We start from the raw sequence: 19972 nt of genomic DNA on the forward strand, positions 1-19972 counted from the left end.
AATAACAAAAAGAGGTTTGATAATCCTAAATTTATTATGCCCTTTCTGAAACAAATTTTGACAAACGATTGTTTACTTTGATTAATATTTGGAAAATGTAGAAATAAATTTAAAGATGGATTTTTGAACAAAAAATTGCGATGCCCGATGCCCGATGCCCGATGCCCGATGCCCGATGCCCGATGCCCGATGCCCGATTAAGACCATATTTTAACATATTTTTACTACTCCTTATAGCTAATTTGATTAACTTTTTTCAAAAAAATACAATGTATTAGCTTTTATGTATATCATCTAATGCAGCTTTTTTGTGCGTGATAATGTCAATAATGCGGTTCAATCGTAAAATAGAATATAAAAATTGTAATGTGTATTTATGTAAATTTTTGTCAATAATCATCAATAGCAACGTTATAAATGTATTTTAAGTCTACAATTTAATGACGAATACCTACTAGGATTAACCATTAACTTAATCAATGAATCTTTTGCATAATTATCATAGTATTTTATGGTTACCGCGATGATTATCCACCAGTGAAAAGGTCATATGCTACCTTAATCTGTTGTGTAATATATTCTGATTAATTGATTATTTTTAAGAGGACACGTGAGTTGTAATTATTTTTGCAACAAAATTGATAAGTATCAGAAAAAGTACAATGTTGCCCACTATTTCTGAGTAAGAAACTCTCTTTATACTATGAATTGCTGATCATAGTATAAAGAGAGATAGACTAAATTATCTGACGTTTATACAGCCTTAATCCAGACGTTAGCGTTTAGAGTTCGGTGCTGGATTTTATAAACTACCTATACGGCGTTAATCTAGAACCAGACATACTATAACGCCTGTCAGATAAAAGACAAAATACATTTTTCTTGCTAAAAACCCTTTTTTTGAGCTTGTTTTTAATACATTGATTTTATTTAATTTAAATTTAAGGTAAAAAAAAGGGTTAAACATAACGATGTTTTTGCATGTTAACTTAGTCAAAAAATACCAATGATTGGTTCATTTTTATCGGTGATTTCAAGTTAGTTATTGGAATTGTGTATGTGCTTTTTATAAAAACAGGTATGATCTCAAATCATCTGGATAATGGTTAAAACCGAGATAGATCTTAATATAACAAAATTAAATATTACTCATATGTTACTGTGAAAATAGTTTTATCACTGCCTAAGTTTAGATAAGGGAATCATCGGATTCCCTTAATTAGACGGCTAACAGCATCATCAACATTACCAAATTAGCTACGTTTACGACTCATTATAAAAAATCAATTGATTAACAAATATTGGCTTGTTTTATGATAACTCAATAATATTAATCAAGCTTTGGATGTTGATCGACTAAATCTTGTCGTTGTTCTTGTAATGATTCAATTTGCTCATCAATATCTTCGACTTTTTGTTCAATTGAATCAAAATGTTCTGTTAGAATTTCGTTTGCTTCAGACTTGTCAGATGCCGCTGGGGTTGCACCTCTTAAGGGTTGGTTGGCTGTTTCATTCATTTTAAAACCAGTGATTAACCCTATTAATGCGACCACCATTAAATAGTAAGCTGGCATATATAAATTGCCACTCTCTTCAACAAGCCAAGCGGCAGCAGTTGGTGTCGCACCAGCGATCAGTACCGAAATGTTAAATGAAATAGCAAGGGCACTATAGCGAATACTCGTTGGAAAAATAGCAGGTAAAATTGATGCCATAACACCAGTAAAGCAGTTAAGCAGTACGGCTAAAATTAATAATCCTAAGAAGATAAGACCAATAACATCGCTATTGATCATCGCAAAAGCGGGATAAGAAAGAACCAGTAATCCTAAACTACCACCAACAATAAAGGGTTTTCGACCAATTTTATCACTAATTAGACCAATCACAGGTTGTACAAATAACATACCAATCATGATAGCAATAATAATTAAAACGCCATGATCGGTAGGATAATTTAGATTATGTGATAAATAACTCGGCATATAAGTGAGTAACATGTAATAAGTGACATTGGTGACAATCACTAAGCCAACACAAACCAATAAACTTTTCCAATATTTGCTGAAAATTTGTTTAAATGACATTGTTGCTGAGGTATCACTATCGCTATTTTGCTGACTATTGGTTGAATCTGTATGCTGTTGAAAGGCTGGGGTTTCTTCTAATGCATGCCGTAAATAAAGACCGATTATACCTAAGGGTAAAGCAAAGATGAATGGAATGCGCCATCCCCATTGATGAAATGTTGATTCGCCAAGTAATGTAGAGAGGAGCACAACTAGCCCTGCCCCAACTAAAAAGCCGGCAATCGAGCCAAAATCAAGCCAGCTCCCCATAAATCCACGTTTACGGTCCGGTGAATATTCAGCAACAAAAATAGCTGCACCAGAATACTCTCCCCCGATAGAAAATCCTTGGGCTAGTTTGGCCACTAATAATAAAATGGGTGCAGCTATACCGATAGAGGCATAAGAAGGAATTAAACCAATACAAAAGGTACTTAAAGACATGATAATAATGGTAACAGAAAGGATTTTCTGTCGACCCAATTTATCACCTAAAACACCAAATACTAATCCACCTAATGGACGAACTAAAAACGGCACCGAAAAAGTTGCCAAGGCAGCAACAACTTGAATACTCGGTGATGCATCAGGAAAAAATACTTGACCTAAAACATAAGCTAAAAAGCCATAAACGCCAAAATCAAACCATTCCATCGCATTACCGAGTGCTGCTGCAATTATTGCTTTTTTTAACTTACTATCATCGATGATAGTAATATCATTAATATCTAAAGGTTTACTTGTCGATTTTGATATTTTTTTCATAAAATACACCTATTGAATACTAATAAAATGATATTGGACAATGCAATTAAGCAAAGTAATTAATATCGATTTAATGACCAATTAAACTCGAGTTCAAAATATGTATTGACTTAAATGTAGAACAAAATCTTGTAAAGATAAAAGAAGGTACTTGATAATAATTATAAAACGAATATTTTATTGATTACGCTAAAGCTTATTCACTGACAACAACATCCATCTATCTAGTGGAAATTGTTAGCTAATTATAACAACATCGTTAATTTTTGCAAAATCCACTATCAATCAAATTCGATTTTTAACCAGTATGTTTGTCTTACAAATTATTTATACTGTATATAATTAACAATCACTCAACCAAATGATCTCGACCACTGCCATAAAACAAAAAAGGTGCCATTTTTGATAGTGAAATGATAATCTAAAACTGTTACATAAATTACCATTATGGCGTAATAGTGTTGTGTTAAGCTAATTAACCAACTAATTATCTTAGAATATTTTTAATTCTAACCCGTTGCGATAACTCACAAGTTGAGAGACTAAAATAGTCAATAATTCAATCATCACACTACCATCTTTTAATAAAGATAATAACTGTTGTCAGTGATCTAAATAAAAGCTTGCTGATAGAGTTGAGTGGTGAATTGAGTCACCATAATCTAATATGCTAACAACGATAAAAATAGACAAAAGATTAAAGAGTGATTAAATATTAAAATAATCATTAGCTTATAAACAGGCAATGTTAGATGTTATCAAGTTAAGATGATAATCATCACTGAACCTAGCATCCCAGTAAGTTATCCATTACAATAATCTAACTATAACTGATGAGGTACCCCTATGCGCTGGAGAGACCAAAGAGAGAGTGATAATATTGAAGATCGCCGCTCACAATCAGGAAGTGAATTGGGAACAAGGATCCCAATTAAAGGCAAAGGAAAAGTTATTTTATTTTTAGTGGTATTAATTGCTGGCTATTATGGTATTGATCTAACGAGTTTACTTAATAGTAATTTGATTGATTCAAGTAATACTGAGCAAACAATTACTCAATATAATGACGAAGATCCCGATGCAGCAAAATTTACCTCGGTTATTTTAGCCAGTACCGAGGATTACTGGAGCCAACAGTTCACGGCTTTAGGTAAAACCTATATTCCCCCCAAATTGGTTCTTTACACCGGATCAACTCAAACTTCATGCGGAACGGGTCAAACTTTTATGGGGCCTTTTTACTGTAGCATAGATAAAACCGTCTATTTAGACACCTCCTTTTATCAAGAAATGAAGCAGCGCCTTGGTGGCGGCGGTGACTTTGCCCAAGGTTATGTCATTGCTCACGAAATAGGTCATCATGTACAAAATTTATTAGGTACGTTTAATAAAATTGAGCAGCTCAAACAAACTCAACCAGATATGAGTAGCAACCAGTTATCGGTAAAATTAGAATTACAAGCAGATTGTTATGCCGGTTTATGGGGTAATGCTATGCAAAAACAAAATATTCTTGAAGTGGGTGATATCGAACAAGCCTTAAACACAACACAAGCCATAGGCGATGATCGCTTACAACGAGAAAGTAATGGTTATGTTATGCCAGATAGTTTTACCCACGGCACATCCAAACAACGTTATACTTGGTTTAAAAGAGGATTCGACAGTGGATCAATTAATCAATGTAATACCTTTGATCAATAAGTAAATAGCAAAAGGAAGTGATATGTTTGATAAATTAGTAAATCGCGTTTTATTAGTTAATGATGATGGCATCGATGCTCCCGGCATTAAAATATTAGAAAATGTTGCCCAAAAAATTGCACATGAAGTTTGGGTGGTTGCACCAATTATCGATCAGAGTGGGGTTTCGTGTTCGGTCAGTCTAAAAACGCCTTTTCGCGTAACCCAGCGAGATGAAAAAAGATATGCTGTCTATGGCACCCCTGCTGATTGTATGTTATTTGCAATCAAATATTTAATGGTCGATAACTTACCTGATCTGGTTTTATCTGGAATAAATAACGGTTCTAATGTGGGTTTTGAAACCATTTTGTCTGGAACCGTAGGTGCGGCAATAATGGCAATGACACTTGGTATTCCAGCCATGGCTTTTAGTCAAGTGAGCACAGAAGACATGCAACCAACCAATTGGGATTGTGTAACTCATCATGCGCAAGAGGTTATAAAAAAACTCTATACATTAAATGTACCTGACAACATCTGCTTTAATGTTAACTTTCCATGTTGCTCAGCCAAACAAACTAAAGGCATGAGAATTACCAAACAAGGGGAAAGTGATGCCAGCCAATTAGTCCTAACGCCAACTAAAGATCCTGAAGGACATGATTATTATTGGTTTAGAGCGAAACGTAACCAACAAATATTGGGTAAAGACAAAGAGCTTGATGCAGCTAACAACAATTACATAACCGTTACACCTATGGGCTATGAAAGAACCCATTATGCAATTTATGAGAAATTAAAACAACAAATCAACACCGATGAATAAATAGCTACGTCTTCCTAAAATTAGGAAGACGCTTGTTTTAATAAGCCATTATTAATGACTTTATTTATCTTTTTTTACCAATGCACAAAACACTAACGAAACAAAAACCATCGCGAATGCAATCCAATAAATTATTTCGTGCCCGTAAGATTCAGAAATGAAACCTTGAATCACGCCGGCTAAAATGATACTGCAAATAATACCGTTATTAAATAAAGTTGACGCAACACCCATTCTAGTCGGCAATAAATCTTGAAAATAGATAATACCAATATTAGCCACAATGCCAATAAAAAGGGCATTAAACAACTGCAAAGCAAATAACGCAAATTGGCTGGTACATAAAATCATCCCAATATAAAACAGCAAACCACAAATTATAGCGATAAAAAATAAATTTCGTTTACCAATGGTAGGAACCAAAAATCCGGCTATCAACATGACTGGAATTTCGATGCCTGCCGCCAAGCCCATTAAATGACCGGGTAAGGAATCATATAAGTGTAATACAGAATTGACATACAAAGGCATATCAATGATATACATCATATTAGCGGTCCACATAAATATCGTTGAAAGCAGTAAGAAAACCACATTTCGATTTTTATATATAGGTTGGTTAGCAGCTGCTAAATCGATAGTATTGTCTGAATGTGAAATAGGATTTTTTTCAACAGAAGGTAAAAAGATTGCAACAAATAAGATCGCAACCATAAACATGCCTACTGCACATAAATACATCGAGGTAAAACCAAAACTAGTGGCTAAAGTAAAAGATAACGGTGGACCAATCACCCACGCTAAAGAGAGCTGAGCACGAATCAATGAATTAAATGCCACAACATTGCGCCCTGTTTTAACCGCATATTCCCGTGCTAAAGCAAAAATTTGTGGCATGGCTGCGGACGCTAACGCAGCAAAAAAAACACCCAATGTGATGAGAACATAATAGTGACGTGAAAAAGCGAAAATTAAGCTATTGGCAACACCCATTAAACAACAAAAGATAACAATATTACGTCTATCACCTTTTTTATCTGAATATTTGGCTAATAAAAAGCTACCAATAATACATCCAAATGCATTGATCGAGAAAAAAAGCCCCACTAAACTAGGTTCAACATTAACTTCCTTTGATAAAAATAGACTTAACGTTGGTGACTGTAAGGCTCCTGCAATACCAATAATAAAGGTATTGAATAAAAAAGCCGCAAAAATCACACTTGAACGTCGACGAAGCGAGTAAAAATTAGTCATATATGCTCTCAATCATTGAAATGGTCATGATTATATACTCAAAACTGTTGCTAATGTATAAAAAATCAAATTTTAGTCTAGCTACCTAAAATAGGCTTTTAGCGTTTTTCCGATATTCAAGTTAGATGGTAACACCGCATTTTCAATATTATTTTATAAAAAACCTTATTAATATCGATCTGATTAAATAAAAAATGATTTATTTTTATTCAATTGAGAGTACAATCAAAATCATCAATAAAATGAGGTAACGTTATGTTATATAATAACAAATCGAAAAATAACCACCCAGTTCATCAAAATGATTGCCATGATGATTGTCAAAATATTGGGCACAACCATGATTCTCATCATTCACATGAAAATCATCAAACTATTGACTGCTGTGAAGATCAAGACAATTGCAACACTGAAGCCAATGAATATGATGAACCGACAGACGATCCCAAGCAGCAAGGCGGACACATCAAGTTAACTTGGAAAATTCAAGGAATGGACTGTGCACATTGTGCTCAAAAAATCGAAAATGGTGTTAAAACGTTACCCAATGTTAGTCAAACAAAAATTATCTTTTCCACAGAAAAACTTATTGTATTTGTACCTCAAAAAAATGAGCAGATTGTAAAACTTATCGAAGATAAAGTAACTGAATTAGGTTATACACCCATTTTTGAATCCTCACCAGAACAATCAGTTCAACATCAACATTCAAGTATTTTGAATAAAAAAGAGTTAATCCCATTAGCACTATTGGGGACGTTAATTGTTGTCAGCTATATTTTACTTTTTGTTAATCATCAAGTTGGACAATATGCATTTATTATAACGGCCATTATTGGTTTACTACCGATTCTAAAAGAAGCCATCGTTTTAACCCGTAGTGGAACACCATTTGCGATTGAATCATTAATGAGTATTTCGGCCATTGGTGCACTTTTTATCGGCGCAGCTGAAGAAGCAACCATGGTCATATTTCTGTTCATGATTGGTGAAATGCTTGAAGGTGTCGCAAGCAATAAAGCTAAAAAAGGCATTTCATCACTTGTCCAACTTATGCCAGAAGAGACGATCATTATTATTGATGGTAAACGAAAAACAGTTGCAAGTCATACCCTAAAACCGAATGATATTATTGAAATATCATCAGGTGGAAGACTACCGGCTGATGTTATTTTGATTAGCGAACAAGCCAATATTGATGAAAGCGCACTAACCGGAGAATCAATACCCGTCAATTATCTTTGCGGCGATAAAATTTTAGCTGGATCATTGGTCGTCGATAATACCGTACAACTAAAAGTTATTTCTGAAACAGGACAAAATGCTGTCGATCGTATTTTACAATTGATAGAAGATGCTGAAGATCGCAAAGCATCCATCGAACGCTTCATTGACAAATTTAGTCGTTACTATACGCCATCTATCGCCTTATTCGCATTTTTAGTCATATTAATTCCACCATTGATGATGGGCGCCGACTGGTATACTTGGATCTACCGTGGACTAACACTATTGCTTATTGGTTGTCCTTGTGCCTTAGTGATATCAACCCCTGCCGTTATTACCTCGGCCCTTTCTTGTGCGGCTAAACAAGGCGTTTTGATCAAAGGCGGCGCAGCACTTGAACATATTGGATCAATTAAAACGATTGCTTTTGATAAAACCGGAACCTTAACCCAAGGCAAACCGCAAGTCACAGATATTATTGATGGTGACAAATCTACCAACGATTTACTCGCTATAGCCGCAGCCATTGAAAGTGGTTCGCATCATCCACTGGCGAAAGCCATCGTTGATTACACTCAACAGCAGCAAATTCAATTCAAAGAAGCAGATAACCGTAAAGCGATAGCCGGTGTTGGTATTCAAGGTCAAATTGGTCAAGAACTGATTTATATTGTTTCTCCCAATAAAATAACAACAGTTTCAAATGCTATCACTGATCAAAATAAGCAGATCATTAATCAATTAGAAAATGCAGGAAAAACGGTAGTAGTTGTAGTAACAAGTGATAAATTATTAGGTATTATTGCATTACAAGATGTGTTACGTAATGATGCCACTGCTGCAATTAATGAACTACAACAATTGGGGTTAAAAACTTTAATGCTCACCGGTGATAACCAGCGAGCAGCTAAAGCCATTGCAGGGCAACTGAATATGGATTACCTTGCGGAATTATTACCTGCCGATAAATTAACTGAAATTGAAAAAATTGGTCAAGATTCTACAATTGCCATGGTTGGCGACGGTATCAACGATTCACCAGCAATGAAAGCGGCAACCGTTGGCATTGCAATGGGCAGTGGCAGTGATGTTGCACTTGAAACGGCAGATGCAGCATTAACCAAAAATAGTTTATTAAGTTTACCTAAATTAATTCGCTTAACGCGTTTTGCTAACAAAAATATTAAACAAAATATTACCATTGCATTGGGTATAAAACTGATATTTTTGATAACAAGTTTACTGGGTTACACTGGGCTTTGGTTAGCAGTATTAGCTGATTCAGGTACGACGGCAATTGTGACCGCTAATGCATTACGAGTGTTAAGATTTAAAAAATAAGGATTAGGATTCAATTCTTTATCACATTAATTAAAAACCTATTTGCTTAGATGCAATAGGTTTTAATGTTGTGTTACATCTCATCACTTCTTAGCGATATTTCGCCGCCGATGTAAGTCATGATTTTGCCATCTTGTTCAAGCTTTAATGCGCCTTGATCATTAATTCCTTTAGCAATACCGCGTATAATATTGTCACCAATCAATAATTTTACTGGACGGTTAGCAAAATTGTCGAGCCGATCCCAATCTTTTATAAATGGTGCTAACCCTTGCTGCTCAAACTGAATCAATTTGGTTTTTAACGTTTTCGCAATTTGAGCAACCAATAAATTACGATCAAAATTACCTAAATTAGCCCATTTTTGATTAACAATATTAGCATCGGGATTGGTCATATTTAAATTAACACCCACACCAATAACCACATGCGCACTATCGCCGGTTTTACTCGCAAGCTCAACTAAAATACCTGCTAGTTTTTGATCTTTAAGATAAAGATCGTTTGGCCACTTTACTCTCACATCTTGCCCAGATATTGCTCTTAATGTATCGGCAATAACAATCCCAACAACTAAGCTTAATCCCATTGCAGCAGCGATACCTTGTTCCAATCTCCAATACATTGAAAAATAGAGATTTGTTCCAAAAGGCGCAAACCATTTACGCCCCCGCCGCCCTCTTGCTTGAGTTTGAAATTCAGCAACACAACCATCACCTGATTTCAACGTTGCAATACGATCAAGAAGATATTGATTAGTTGAATCAATGATGGGTAAAACTTCAATAGCACTATCTGCTCCATAATAATTATCGATTTTTTCTTTTTTCAAAAGCTCGATAGGTGCAGCCAAGCAATAACCTTTTCCTTGAACGGAAAATAGCTCAATCCCCCATTCGCGCAGAATTTTAATATATTTGTTGATCCCTGCACGTGTGATACCAAAATAAGAAGCTAATTCTTCTCCCGAATGAAACTCACCATCAGCTAATATTTCGATCAATTTAAGCGGATTTTGGTTATTACGCATTAGTGCCTCGCTTTATTAATAATAAAATAAAAAAATAGATTGAAACTACTGTAAAACTCACAAATAGATAACTATTACTTGTTTTATCCATAATAAATGCTATTACAGCAGGTGCAACAAGACTACCTAAAGTATTCGTCAATAACATAGCTTGATTCATAGCAACAATGTCTTGCTTTCTTACACACGAGCAAGCCCATGCCATTGAAATCGGGTAAATGGTATAAATTGTTGCGCCCAATAAAATAATGGCAACGATATCAAATAAATTAAATACCAACATTAGGCAAGCTATTATCATTAGAAACGATTCAACCAGTAAAACAAGGCGGCGACCATATTTATCAGCACACCAATTAGCCGGCATTTGCGCAACAACGCCAGATAAAATGAGAAGAATCATCCAGTTGGCAACTTGATTATCACTGTAACCTAAATGGGAATAATAAGCTGGCATCAGTGAATATAAAGAACCAATTAACATACCAGCAATCACACACCCCACTAACCCGAGTCGAGAGGGTTTATTTACAATCATAGGTACAATATTAAAACTACTGTTTTTTCGTTTAGGCAATTTATAGTGGGTGAGTAATATAAATAAACTCGCCAGTCCCATTAAAATTGCCACCACAAGACCAAAATATAGCACATTTTGCGGAAAGTACTGTAATAGCGCTTGCCCTAAAACGGTACCTAAATAGTAAGTAGTTAAATAAACCGCTAGCATTTTACCGCGTGTTCTAACGGTACCTGTGACAAGTATACAACTCTCAATGACCACCCAAGTTACGGCACAAGCAATACCAATTAAAAATCGCCAAATTGCCCAGCTATAAAAATCAATTGAAAAGCTCAAACCAATAGTTGCAATGGCAAAAATAATACAACTATAGGTATAGGTATACCTAGCGTTAAATCGGTTAATAAACCAATTCGCCATAATTGTCCCAATTAAGTTGCCAGTAAAATAACTGGAGCCGACTAAGCCGATTTGACCAAGTGAAAACTGGTGCCCGACTAACCACAGCGGCACTTGTGTATTTAACGCCGACAACGAAATAGTCACAAATAACAAACTTGTTAATAAAATTGGAAAAGAATAAGAGTGTTTCATGAATAATTAATTATAAGAAGTTATCTACATTAATTTCACCAGTACGGCCAATGAAACGAATTTCAGGTGATAAAACCACTGAAAATTTTTCCAATACTGCATTTTTAACATAACGCGCCAACGCGACAACATCTTGCGCTGTTGCATTATTTTTATTGACCAATACTAATGCCTGTTGTTGATGTACAGCCGCTCCACCGATTTGAAAACCTTTTAGACCACATTGATCGATTAACCATCCAGCGGCTAATTTGACTTGATTGTCAACTTGAGGATATATGGGCATTGCTGGGTAAATTTCAAGTAATTTATCGGCAACAATTTTATCGACAACCGGATTTTTAAAAAAACTACCGCCATTGCCTAAAATTTTAGGATCCGGTAATTTGCTGCGTCGAATTTCACAAACTTTATCAAAAATTATTTTGGAGGTGACCGTTTGTGGATCAAAGTTTTTTAATTCACCATAAGTTAATACTGGTTGCCACTGTTTTGATAATTTAATGCCTACATATATAACAGCATAGCCATTGCTATAACGGCTCTTAAAAATACTTTCACGATAACCATATTGACCATCAGTAACAGTAATAATTTTACCGGTTGCAAGTTCGAGTAACTGCACATAATCAGCCACTTTTTGAAACTCAATGCCATAAGCGCCAATATTTTGGATTGGCGCCGATCCAACACAGCCAGGAATTAAAGCAAGATTTTCTAATCCTGCTAACTGTTTTTCTACCGTCGTTGACACCAAATCATGCCAGATTTCACCAGCACCAACGTTTAAAAGCCAATACTCTTGAGTTTCAGTAATCGTGATGCCTTTAATACGATTGACAACCACAATACCGTCAAAATCAGCAGTAAATAATGTATTACTCCCTTCACCGATGATCATAATCGGCTGCTTTTCTTGATTTTGATCCCAAACTTGTTGTAATTGCTCAACGGTTGAAACGGTAACGACACTTCGAGCATAAACCGGCAGCCCAAAGGTATTTGGAATTTTTTGTTTCATCACTCACTACCTTTAATCTCTTTATAGAGATGTGCTAATTAAAATTAACCTGCATCATAATTGAATTAAGAGCGTTTTTATTATTTGATTAATTAACTTTAAGATTTTTAGTCTATATACGCTTTTTATTCGAAATAAGCTCAGCATTTAAATATCGGCAAAGCATTGTGTAATGCATTATATTTTGCATAAAAATGATTATTTTACCACAACGATAAATGATGTTTTATTAATTATTCAAACACTGATAAATAAGCGAATTAAAGTAAAATACATTCAATAGGTTATAGTGCATTTAAAACGCGTTGTGCTAAGTTACCTGTCGACTAAAAAAATAAGAATAACTGACCAATTTTGAATAAATAATCGACTAAACTGATGGTTTGATCTTTTTTGTTTTCATTTATCATGTATCATAACGAGCTAGCGATCTTTTTATAAATCGTAGTAAAATTCTAGCTTGAACGATTGAAACATAGCTATAATGATTTAAATCATATTTATATACTTAATAAATGAGCACATGATCACGGTTTTAGGGACTGTTATTCCTTATATTGTAGTGAAGTTAAGTTTATTAGAAGTCAGAGGAAATTATGAAAAGAGTTTTTATTATGATCCTTGATTCCTTCGGAATCGGCGGTGCAGAGGATGCAAAAAAATACGGGGATGAAGGTGCTAATACACTAGGTCATATTGCCGAAGCTTGTGCATTAGGTAAAGCAGATCACGGTCGCAAAGGTCCACTAAAATTACCAAACTTAGCTAAACTAGGGTTAATTGAAGCTGCATACGAATCATCGGGAAGTTATCCGAAAGGCATGAAGACTGAAGGTAACATCATTGGTGCTTATGGTTATGCTAGCGAAATTTCTTCCGGTAAAGATACCCCGTCAGGACATTGGGAAATTGCCGGTGTGCCTGTATTATTTGATTGGGGCTATTTTACTAACACCACAAATAGTTTCCCCCAAGAATTGTTAGATAAAATTGTTGCACGTGCTAAACTCCCAGGTTATTTGGGTAATTGTCACTCATCAGGTACGGTCATTCTTGATGAACTAGGTGAAAAGCACATGGCTAGCGGAAAACCAATTTTTTATACCTCAGCTGATTCAGTCTTTCAAATAGCTTGTCATGAAGAGACCTTTGGTTTAGATAGACTTTATGAAATATGTGAAATCGCACGTGATGAACTTAATAAAGGTGATTACAACATTGGGCGTGTTATAGCTCGCCCATTTATTGGTAAAAAAGCGGGTGAATTTATTCGCACAGGTAACCGCCATGACTTAGCCGTTGAACCACCATCACCAACAATGATCAAAAAACTGGTTGATGAAAAACAGGGTACTGTAGTATCCATCGGTAAAATTGCCGATATTTATGCAGAGGTTGGCATCACTAAAAAAGTTAAAGCAACAGGCATTGAAGCATTATTTAATGCATCATTAGAAGAGATCAAACAAGCCAAAGATAACACTATCGTGTTTACAAACTTTGTTGACTTTGACTCGTCATACGGTCATCGCCGAGATATTGCTGGTTACGCCGCAGCACTTGAATATTTCGATAGTAGACTGCCTGAAATGTTAGCCTTAATCCAACCGGGCGACCTACTCATTATTAGTGCCGACCATGGTTGCGATCCAACTTGGGCCGGAACAGATCATACTCGTGAGCACATACCTGTTTTAGTTTATGGTGATAGTGTTCCGGTTGGTTCATTAGGTCATCGTAAAACTTTTGCTGACATCGGGCAAAGTGTTGCGGACTATTTTGATTTGTCACCAATGGATTATGGTCAATCATTTATTAAGAAGTAACCATTTTATTTAAAGTAGGACAATTTTTTAGAAAAAGATATTCAGGAGATTTTGATGTCTACCCCACATATTAATGCTGATGATAATGCTTTTGCCGAAACAGTTTTAATGCCAGGCGATCCACTTCGGGCAAAATTTATTGCAGAAACATTTTTAGAAAATGCAAAAGAAGTGACGAATGTCAGATCTATGCTAGGTTTTACCGGCTACTATAAAGGTAAAAAAGTTTCGGTTATGGGGCATGGAATGGGTATTCCATCATGTTCAATTTACGCAACAGAACTCATTAAGTTTTATGGTGTAAAAAATATTATCCGAATCGGTTCATGCGGTGCAATTAGCCCTGATGTTAATGTCGGTGATGTGATTGTAGGCATGGGCGCGTGTACTGATTCAAAAGTAAATCGTCAACGTTTTAAAGACAATGATTTTGCGGCAATTGCTGATTTCGATCTGACTTGCCATGCGGTTAATGCAGCAAAAAAATTAGGTGTCAATGTTAAAATCGGCAACTTGTTTTCAGCAGATTTATTTTACAGCGTTGATGCTGAAATGTTTGATGTAATGGAAAAATACAACATTTTAGGTGTTGAAATGGAAGCGGCAGGCATTTATGGTGTCGCAGCCGAATATGGCGCCAAAGCCTTAGCAATTTGTACTGTATCAGATCATATCCGTAAAGGTGAAGCTATGTCGGCAGAACAACGACAGCTAGGCTTTAAAGAGATGATCACTGTTGCTTTAGAGTCGGTATTACTGAATTCAAATTAAATTAATGGCAGAATTTCTGCCATTTTTTTTGATCAATAATTTATGTAATAAACAGTGCTGGCAGTGAACTAACTGAGTAACATTTCATTACCAAGCTGTTTTAAGTTAATAAACTGCATAAGTTAATTGTCTGAAAGTTGAATACTTATCAGACGTAATATTTAAAATTTATTCATTAGTTTTAACAATAGGGTATAAAAGATCTCGTTTAATAAGGAATCGAAATGAATATCAAGGTACAACTTAAAGTTATATTTTTCTTACAATTTTTCATCTGGGGTAGCTGGCTTATTACCCTAGGTTCTTATATGATGGAGACACTAAAATTTAGTGGCACAACTGTAGGCTCAGTTTACGGCACAATGGGGATCGCTTCTTTATTTATGCCTGGCTTACTCGGTGTAGTAGCAGACAGATGGATACCGGCTAATCGCCTATTTATGCTTTGTCATTTAATTGGTGCAATTACACTATTTATTGCTGCATCAATCACATCTCCATTTATGATGGTGGCAGTCATGCTAATTCATTGTCTAGCGTTTATGCCTACAATAGCAATCTCAAACTCAATTTCGTACTCTTGTTTAGAATCAAAAAACCTTGATGTTATCAGCCAATTCCCTAGTATCCGAATATTCGGTACCATTGGTTTTATTGTGGCGATGTGGTTAGTGAGCTTTTTAAAATTAGAACTGAGCAACATGCAACTTTATATAGCAGCAGGTAGCTCTATTTTACTTAGCCTGTATTCACTAAGTTTACCTGTCAGCGCAACAACTAAAAATGACAGTAAAGAAAAATCATTGGTCAGTTCTTTAGGATTAGATGCATTTGTACTATTTAAACAACCAAGAATGGCAATATTTTTCATATTTGCTGTATTACTTGGTGGTATTTTACAAATCACCAATACGTTTGGTAACCCTTTCTTACGTTCATTTGCCGAGATCCCACAATATTCCGATAGCTTAGTGGTACAATACCCATCAGTATTACTTTCCATTTCGCAAATTTCAGAAGTCGTATTTATCCTATTTGTCCCATTTTTTATGAAACGTTTAGGTATTAAATATGTGATGTTAATCAGTATGTTGGCATGGGTGCTACGCTTTGGCTTATTTGCCTATGGTGATCCTTCTCCTGCTGGTTTTGTACTATTGCTATTATCAATGATTGTTTATGGTTGTGCATTTGATTTTTATAATATTTCAGGATCAATGTATGTTGAAAAATCGGTTTCACCAACGATTCGTAATAGTGCACAAGGTCTGTTTATGATTATGACTAATGGTCTTGGTGCTTATTTAGGTTCAACTATCAGCGGCATTGTTGTTGATCATTACACTACAGGTGGCATTATTGATTGGCGTACCATCTGGCTTATTTTTGCTGGTTACTCATTAATTCTTGCTATTATCTTTTTATTAATATTTAAAAACGATACAAGTAAATTAACAACAGCTAAAACAGTAAGTTAAATTAATACACCAACAATTAAGTTATCATTTTGTTAATAATTGATGGTAAATTAAGTAGAAATGCTAAATATTACCTTTATTAAGTAAAAAACAGTTTAATGATAACTTGATTGTTAACATTCGGTCTACACTATATTAAGGCAACAAATCAATTAGTTGCCTATTAATGACTCATAAACGATTGACTACCTCACAAAATTATCAAGAAGTCACATAAAATGTATGGAAATGTTGATCCTTATCAAGGTAGAATAAAGCAAACAACGTAGATAACTTAAGATTCACGACAATGTTTTAAAACACTTATTAATCATGATTTCAGCGCTCAACACGCTTAGTTAACAAGATAAAGACTCGATGAATAAGCTAATAGTTCCGAAAGTAATATTACATGAACACGTAGAAGGTAGCATAACGCCTTTAATGGCTAAAACGTTAGCTGATAAGAATCATATGCCATTTTCCCCATCATTATGTTATTCATCTGGCGAATATGATAAAGATGCTTACCCTTACGGGCGATACCGCTATGACGAAACTGATTTTGTTCAGTTCATTCAGACTTATGATACTGTTTCCAATTTTGTAAAAACGCCCGAAGATTATTACCTGATTACCTATGATTTTCTTTATCGAAACGCCAAACAAGGCTTAATTTATTGCGAACTCTTTCTTTCGCCTTATCACATCTGCGCAACAGAAAATGCGGGTAACATCATTTGGGATCAAGATAAATTTCATCAAACATTACAACAAATGGATAACGCCATTATTGATGTACAAAAACAATTTAATATCACGGTACGATACCATGTTATTGGTGTAAGACATCTTGGCGCTAAACTAGTTTATGATACGTTGCGTTTTATCGAAAAGAATCCTCATCCATTTATCACGGGATTTAATATTGCTGGTAATGAAAAAGCAGGACATTTTGATGATTTTGAAAAAGCTCATCAGCTTGCATCAAAATTAAACTTAAAAAAGTCTTATCACGCTGGCGAAATTGAATCGGCTGAAAGTATCATTAATGCACTTAAACATGGAGCTAGCCGCATTGGGCACGGTATTCGCGCCATTGAAGATCAAAATTTAATACAACAATTAGTGGCTAAAAACGTTACGTTAGAAATAGCATTAACCAGTAATCGCATTTTAGTCAATGAATTACAAGGTGACCTTCACAATCACCCAATACGACAACTGTACGAAAATGGCGTTCGTATAACACTCAATACCGATGATGCAGGCATTTTTGGCACTGATATTGAGAAGGAATATCAACTTGCCCAATCAATATTTCATTTTTCAAGATTAGAATTACTCGATATCACCCTATGTGGTATTGATGCCGCTTTTATTGAAGATTCAATTAAAACACACTTAACCGATTATGTTTTATCTTGCTTTACACTAGCCGATAAACAGGACCTGAAACAGGCCGTTGCTGGTACAAAATATCATCCTGCAATCGTTGCAAGATTTACTCAGTACCAAAAATTATTATTAAAACAAGTTAACGGATAACAATGCCAGAGCAATAGGAGATTCACATGAAAAAATACAAAATAACACTCCCCCTTTTAACCCTATTAATTTCTGGCTCACTTTATGCAGCAACAGTTGATTTAAGAATTATCGAAACAAGTGATCTTCACGGCAATATGATGAATTACGATTACTTCAAAGATCAATATATTGATACTTTTGGGTTAGTAAAAACCGCTAACTTAATTCATCAAGCAAGACAAGAAGTCAAAAATAGTGTTTTGGTTGACAATGGTGATCTTATTCAAGGTAGCCCAATGGCCGATTATGCTAAAAATAAAGGGCTCAAACAAGGTGAAATCCACCCAGTATATAAAGCATTAAACACCCTTAACTACACAGTTGGTAATATCGGCAATCACGAGTTTAATTTTGGTTTAGACTTTTTGCAAAAAAGCCTATCGGGAGCTAAATTTCCTTATGTAAATGCGAATGTATATGATGCAAAAACCAATAAGCCTTTTTTCAAACCCTACATTATTGTTGATACCCCAGTAATTGATACTGATGGTCATAATCATACAATCAAAATTGGTTATATCGGCTTTGTCCCACCGCAAATCATGCAATGGGACAAACTGAATTTAGAGGGTAAAGTGGTAGTTAAAGATATTACCGAAACCGCTAAACAACTGGTGCCAGAGATGAAACAGCAAGGAGCAAATGTCATTATAGCTATCGCACATTCTGGTGTGTCAGCAGACCCGTATAAAGCCTTAGCCGAAAATTCTGTTTATTATTTAAGTCAAGTCGAAGGTATCAATGCCATTATGTTTGGTCATTCGCATGGTGTTTTCCCGGGTGACGATTTTAAATCCTTACCTAATACCGATATTAAAACAGGCAATATCAACCATGTTCCAGCGGTCATGCCTGGTCAATGGGGGAGTCATTTAGGTGTCGTTGATTTAGTACTCGATGGCAATAAGGATCATTGGCAGGTCACTTCAGGAAAATCCGAAGCTAGGCCAATCTATGACATCAAAAATAAAAAAGCACTGGTTGAGGCCGACCAAAATATTACTAAAGTATTAAAACACGATCACCAAGCTACCCGTGAATTTGTCAGCAAACCAATTGGTAAAGTATCAACCGATATCAATAGTTATTTAGCATTAGTGGAAGATACATCTGCATTACAAATCATTAGTGATGCGCAAATAGCTTACGTAAAACAGTTTGTTCAAGGCGATCCTGATCTGGATGGCTTACCAATTTTATCAGCAATTGCACCCTTTAAAGCGGGTGGTCGAAAAAATGATCCTTCAGCTTATGTGGATGTAAAAAAAGGTGATCTCACGTTTAGAAATGCAGCCGATATTTACTTGTATCCAAATATTTTATCTGCGGTAAAAATTACTGGTCAAGATGTCAAAGAGTGGCTGGAATGTTCAGCGGGTGTTTATAATCAAATTGACATACAGTCTGATAAACCTCAATACTTAATCAATTGGGAGCACTTTAGAACTTATAATTTTGATACCATTGATGGCGTGAATTATGAAATAGATGTAACACAACCCGCACGTTACGATGGCAATTGCCAATTGATCAATGCCAATGCTGAACGTATTAAAAATCTCACTTATCAGCAAAAACCAATTGATGTTAAACAGCCATTTTTAATAGCGACTAATAATTATCGGGCTTATACCGGTAATTTTCCTGGTACCGGCGGTAAGAATGTTAAATTCAATTCGCCCGACGATTTGAGAGTCATTCTATCTGCATATATTACGAATACCACAAAAGAAAAAGGCGTGGTTAATGTCACCACCGATAATAATTGGCAAATAGCGCCAATATCGAGTCAAACAAAATTAGATATCCGCTTTGAGTCTTCACCAAGTAAAGAAGCCAAAGCGTATATTGAACACAATTCGCTTTATCCAATAAAATTTATCGATAAAGACAATTTAGGCTTTGGTGTATATCAACTAGACTTACAATCACCAGCAAAAAATCACTCCCAAATAAATAGTACAATTGAAACTAAAAAGGACTAACA

Annotated in this window: 13 protein-coding genes; 8 read left to right on the top strand and 5 right to left on the bottom strand. The window is 35.2% G+C overall.

Features of this window, described 5'->3' with window-relative positions; all coding sequences use genetic code 11:
* Positions 1–1330 precede the first annotated feature (1330 nt).
* Complete coding sequence (gene proP / locus A9G03_RS06390) at positions 1331–2836, bottom strand: glycine betaine/L-proline transporter ProP (RefSeq protein ID WP_065798734.1); 1506 nt, start codon at positions 2834–2836, stop codon at positions 1331–1333.
* 846 nt (positions 2837–3682) lie between these two features.
* On the opposite strand from proP, the gene ypfJ reads away from it, so the two are divergent.
* Complete coding sequence (gene ypfJ, locus A9G03_RS06395) at positions 3683–4540, top strand: KPN_02809 family neutral zinc metallopeptidase (RefSeq protein WP_065634860.1); 858 nt, start codon at positions 3683–3685, stop codon at positions 4538–4540.
* 22 nt (positions 4541–4562) lie between these two features.
* A complete protein-coding gene (surE, locus tag A9G03_RS06400) occupies positions 4563–5348 on the top strand; it encodes a 5'/3'-nucleotidase SurE (protein WP_065798735.1) in 786 nt (261 codons plus the stop codon).
* A 60-nt stretch (positions 5349–5408) separates the two neighbouring features.
* On the opposite strand, the gene A9G03_RS06405 is transcribed toward surE, so the two are convergent.
* Complete coding sequence (locus tag A9G03_RS06405; protein ID WP_065634862.1) at positions 5409–6605, bottom strand: MFS transporter; 1197 nt, start codon at positions 6603–6605, stop codon at positions 5409–5411.
* A 255-nt stretch (positions 6606–6860) separates the two neighbouring features.
* On the opposite strand from A9G03_RS06405, the gene A9G03_RS06410 reads away from it, so the two are divergent.
* Positions 6861–9173, top strand: coding sequence for a zinc/cadmium/mercury/lead-transporting ATPase (locus tag A9G03_RS06410; RefSeq protein ID WP_065798736.1), 2313 nt, complete (start codon positions 6861–6863; stop codon positions 9171–9173).
* 73 nt (positions 9174–9246) lie between these two features.
* Here A9G03_RS06410 and birA read toward each other — a convergent pair whose 3' ends face one another.
* From birA to murB, 3 genes are read right to left on the bottom strand one after another with little or no spacing between them, the layout of a single operon-like run.
* On the bottom strand, positions 9247–10203 hold the full coding sequence (birA, locus tag A9G03_RS06415; RefSeq protein ID WP_065798737.1) for a bifunctional biotin--[acetyl-CoA-carboxylase] ligase/biotin operon repressor BirA: 957 nt from the start codon (positions 10201–10203) through the stop codon (positions 9247–9249).
* The gene (locus A9G03_RS06420; protein ID WP_065798738.1) at positions 10196–11320 is read right to left on the bottom strand and encodes an MFS transporter; all 1125 of its coding nucleotides are present in this window, start codon (positions 11318–11320) and stop codon (positions 10196–10198) included. The genes birA and A9G03_RS06420 overlap by 8 nt, the downstream gene beginning before the upstream one ends.
* A gap of 10 nt (positions 11321–11330) precedes the next feature.
* A complete protein-coding gene (murB, locus tag A9G03_RS06425; RefSeq protein ID WP_065798739.1) occupies positions 11331–12341 on the bottom strand; it encodes a UDP-N-acetylmuramate dehydrogenase in 1011 nt (336 codons plus the stop codon).
* Between the two features lie 596 nt (positions 12342–12937).
* Here murB and A9G03_RS06430 point away from each other — a divergent pair.
* From A9G03_RS06430 to A9G03_RS06450, 5 genes are all read left to right on the top strand, one after another.
* The gene (locus A9G03_RS06430; RefSeq protein WP_065798740.1) at positions 12938–14167 is read left to right on the top strand and encodes a phosphopentomutase; all 1230 of its coding nucleotides are present in this window, start codon (positions 12938–12940) and stop codon (positions 14165–14167) included.
* Positions 14168–14221: 54 nt separating this feature from the next.
* Positions 14222–14938 (top strand): purine-nucleoside phosphorylase, encoded by a 717-nt coding sequence (deoD, locus tag A9G03_RS06435; RefSeq protein WP_065634868.1) that lies wholly within the window; start codon positions 14222–14224, stop codon positions 14936–14938.
* Positions 14939–15162: 224 nt separating this feature from the next.
* Positions 15163–16416: a nucleoside permease gene (locus A9G03_RS06440; RefSeq protein WP_065634869.1), complete on the top strand. Its 1254-nt coding sequence runs from the start codon at positions 15163–15165 to the stop codon at positions 16414–16416.
* A 357-nt stretch (positions 16417–16773) separates the two neighbouring features.
* Positions 16774–17943, top strand: a complete 1170-nt coding sequence (gene add, locus A9G03_RS06445) for an adenosine deaminase (RefSeq protein ID WP_082209414.1) — start codon at positions 16774–16776, stop codon at positions 17941–17943.
* Between the two features lie 26 nt (positions 17944–17969).
* Complete coding sequence (locus A9G03_RS06450; protein ID WP_065798742.1) at positions 17970–19970, top strand: bifunctional 2',3'-cyclic-nucleotide 2'-phosphodiesterase/3'-nucleotidase; 2001 nt, start codon at positions 17970–17972, stop codon at positions 19968–19970.
* Positions 19971–19972 lie beyond the last annotated feature (2 nt).

This window comes from Gilliamella sp. wkB171, from assembly GCF_001693755.1.
Lineage (GTDB): Bacteria > Pseudomonadota > Gammaproteobacteria > Enterobacterales > Orbaceae > Gilliamella > Gilliamella apicola_F.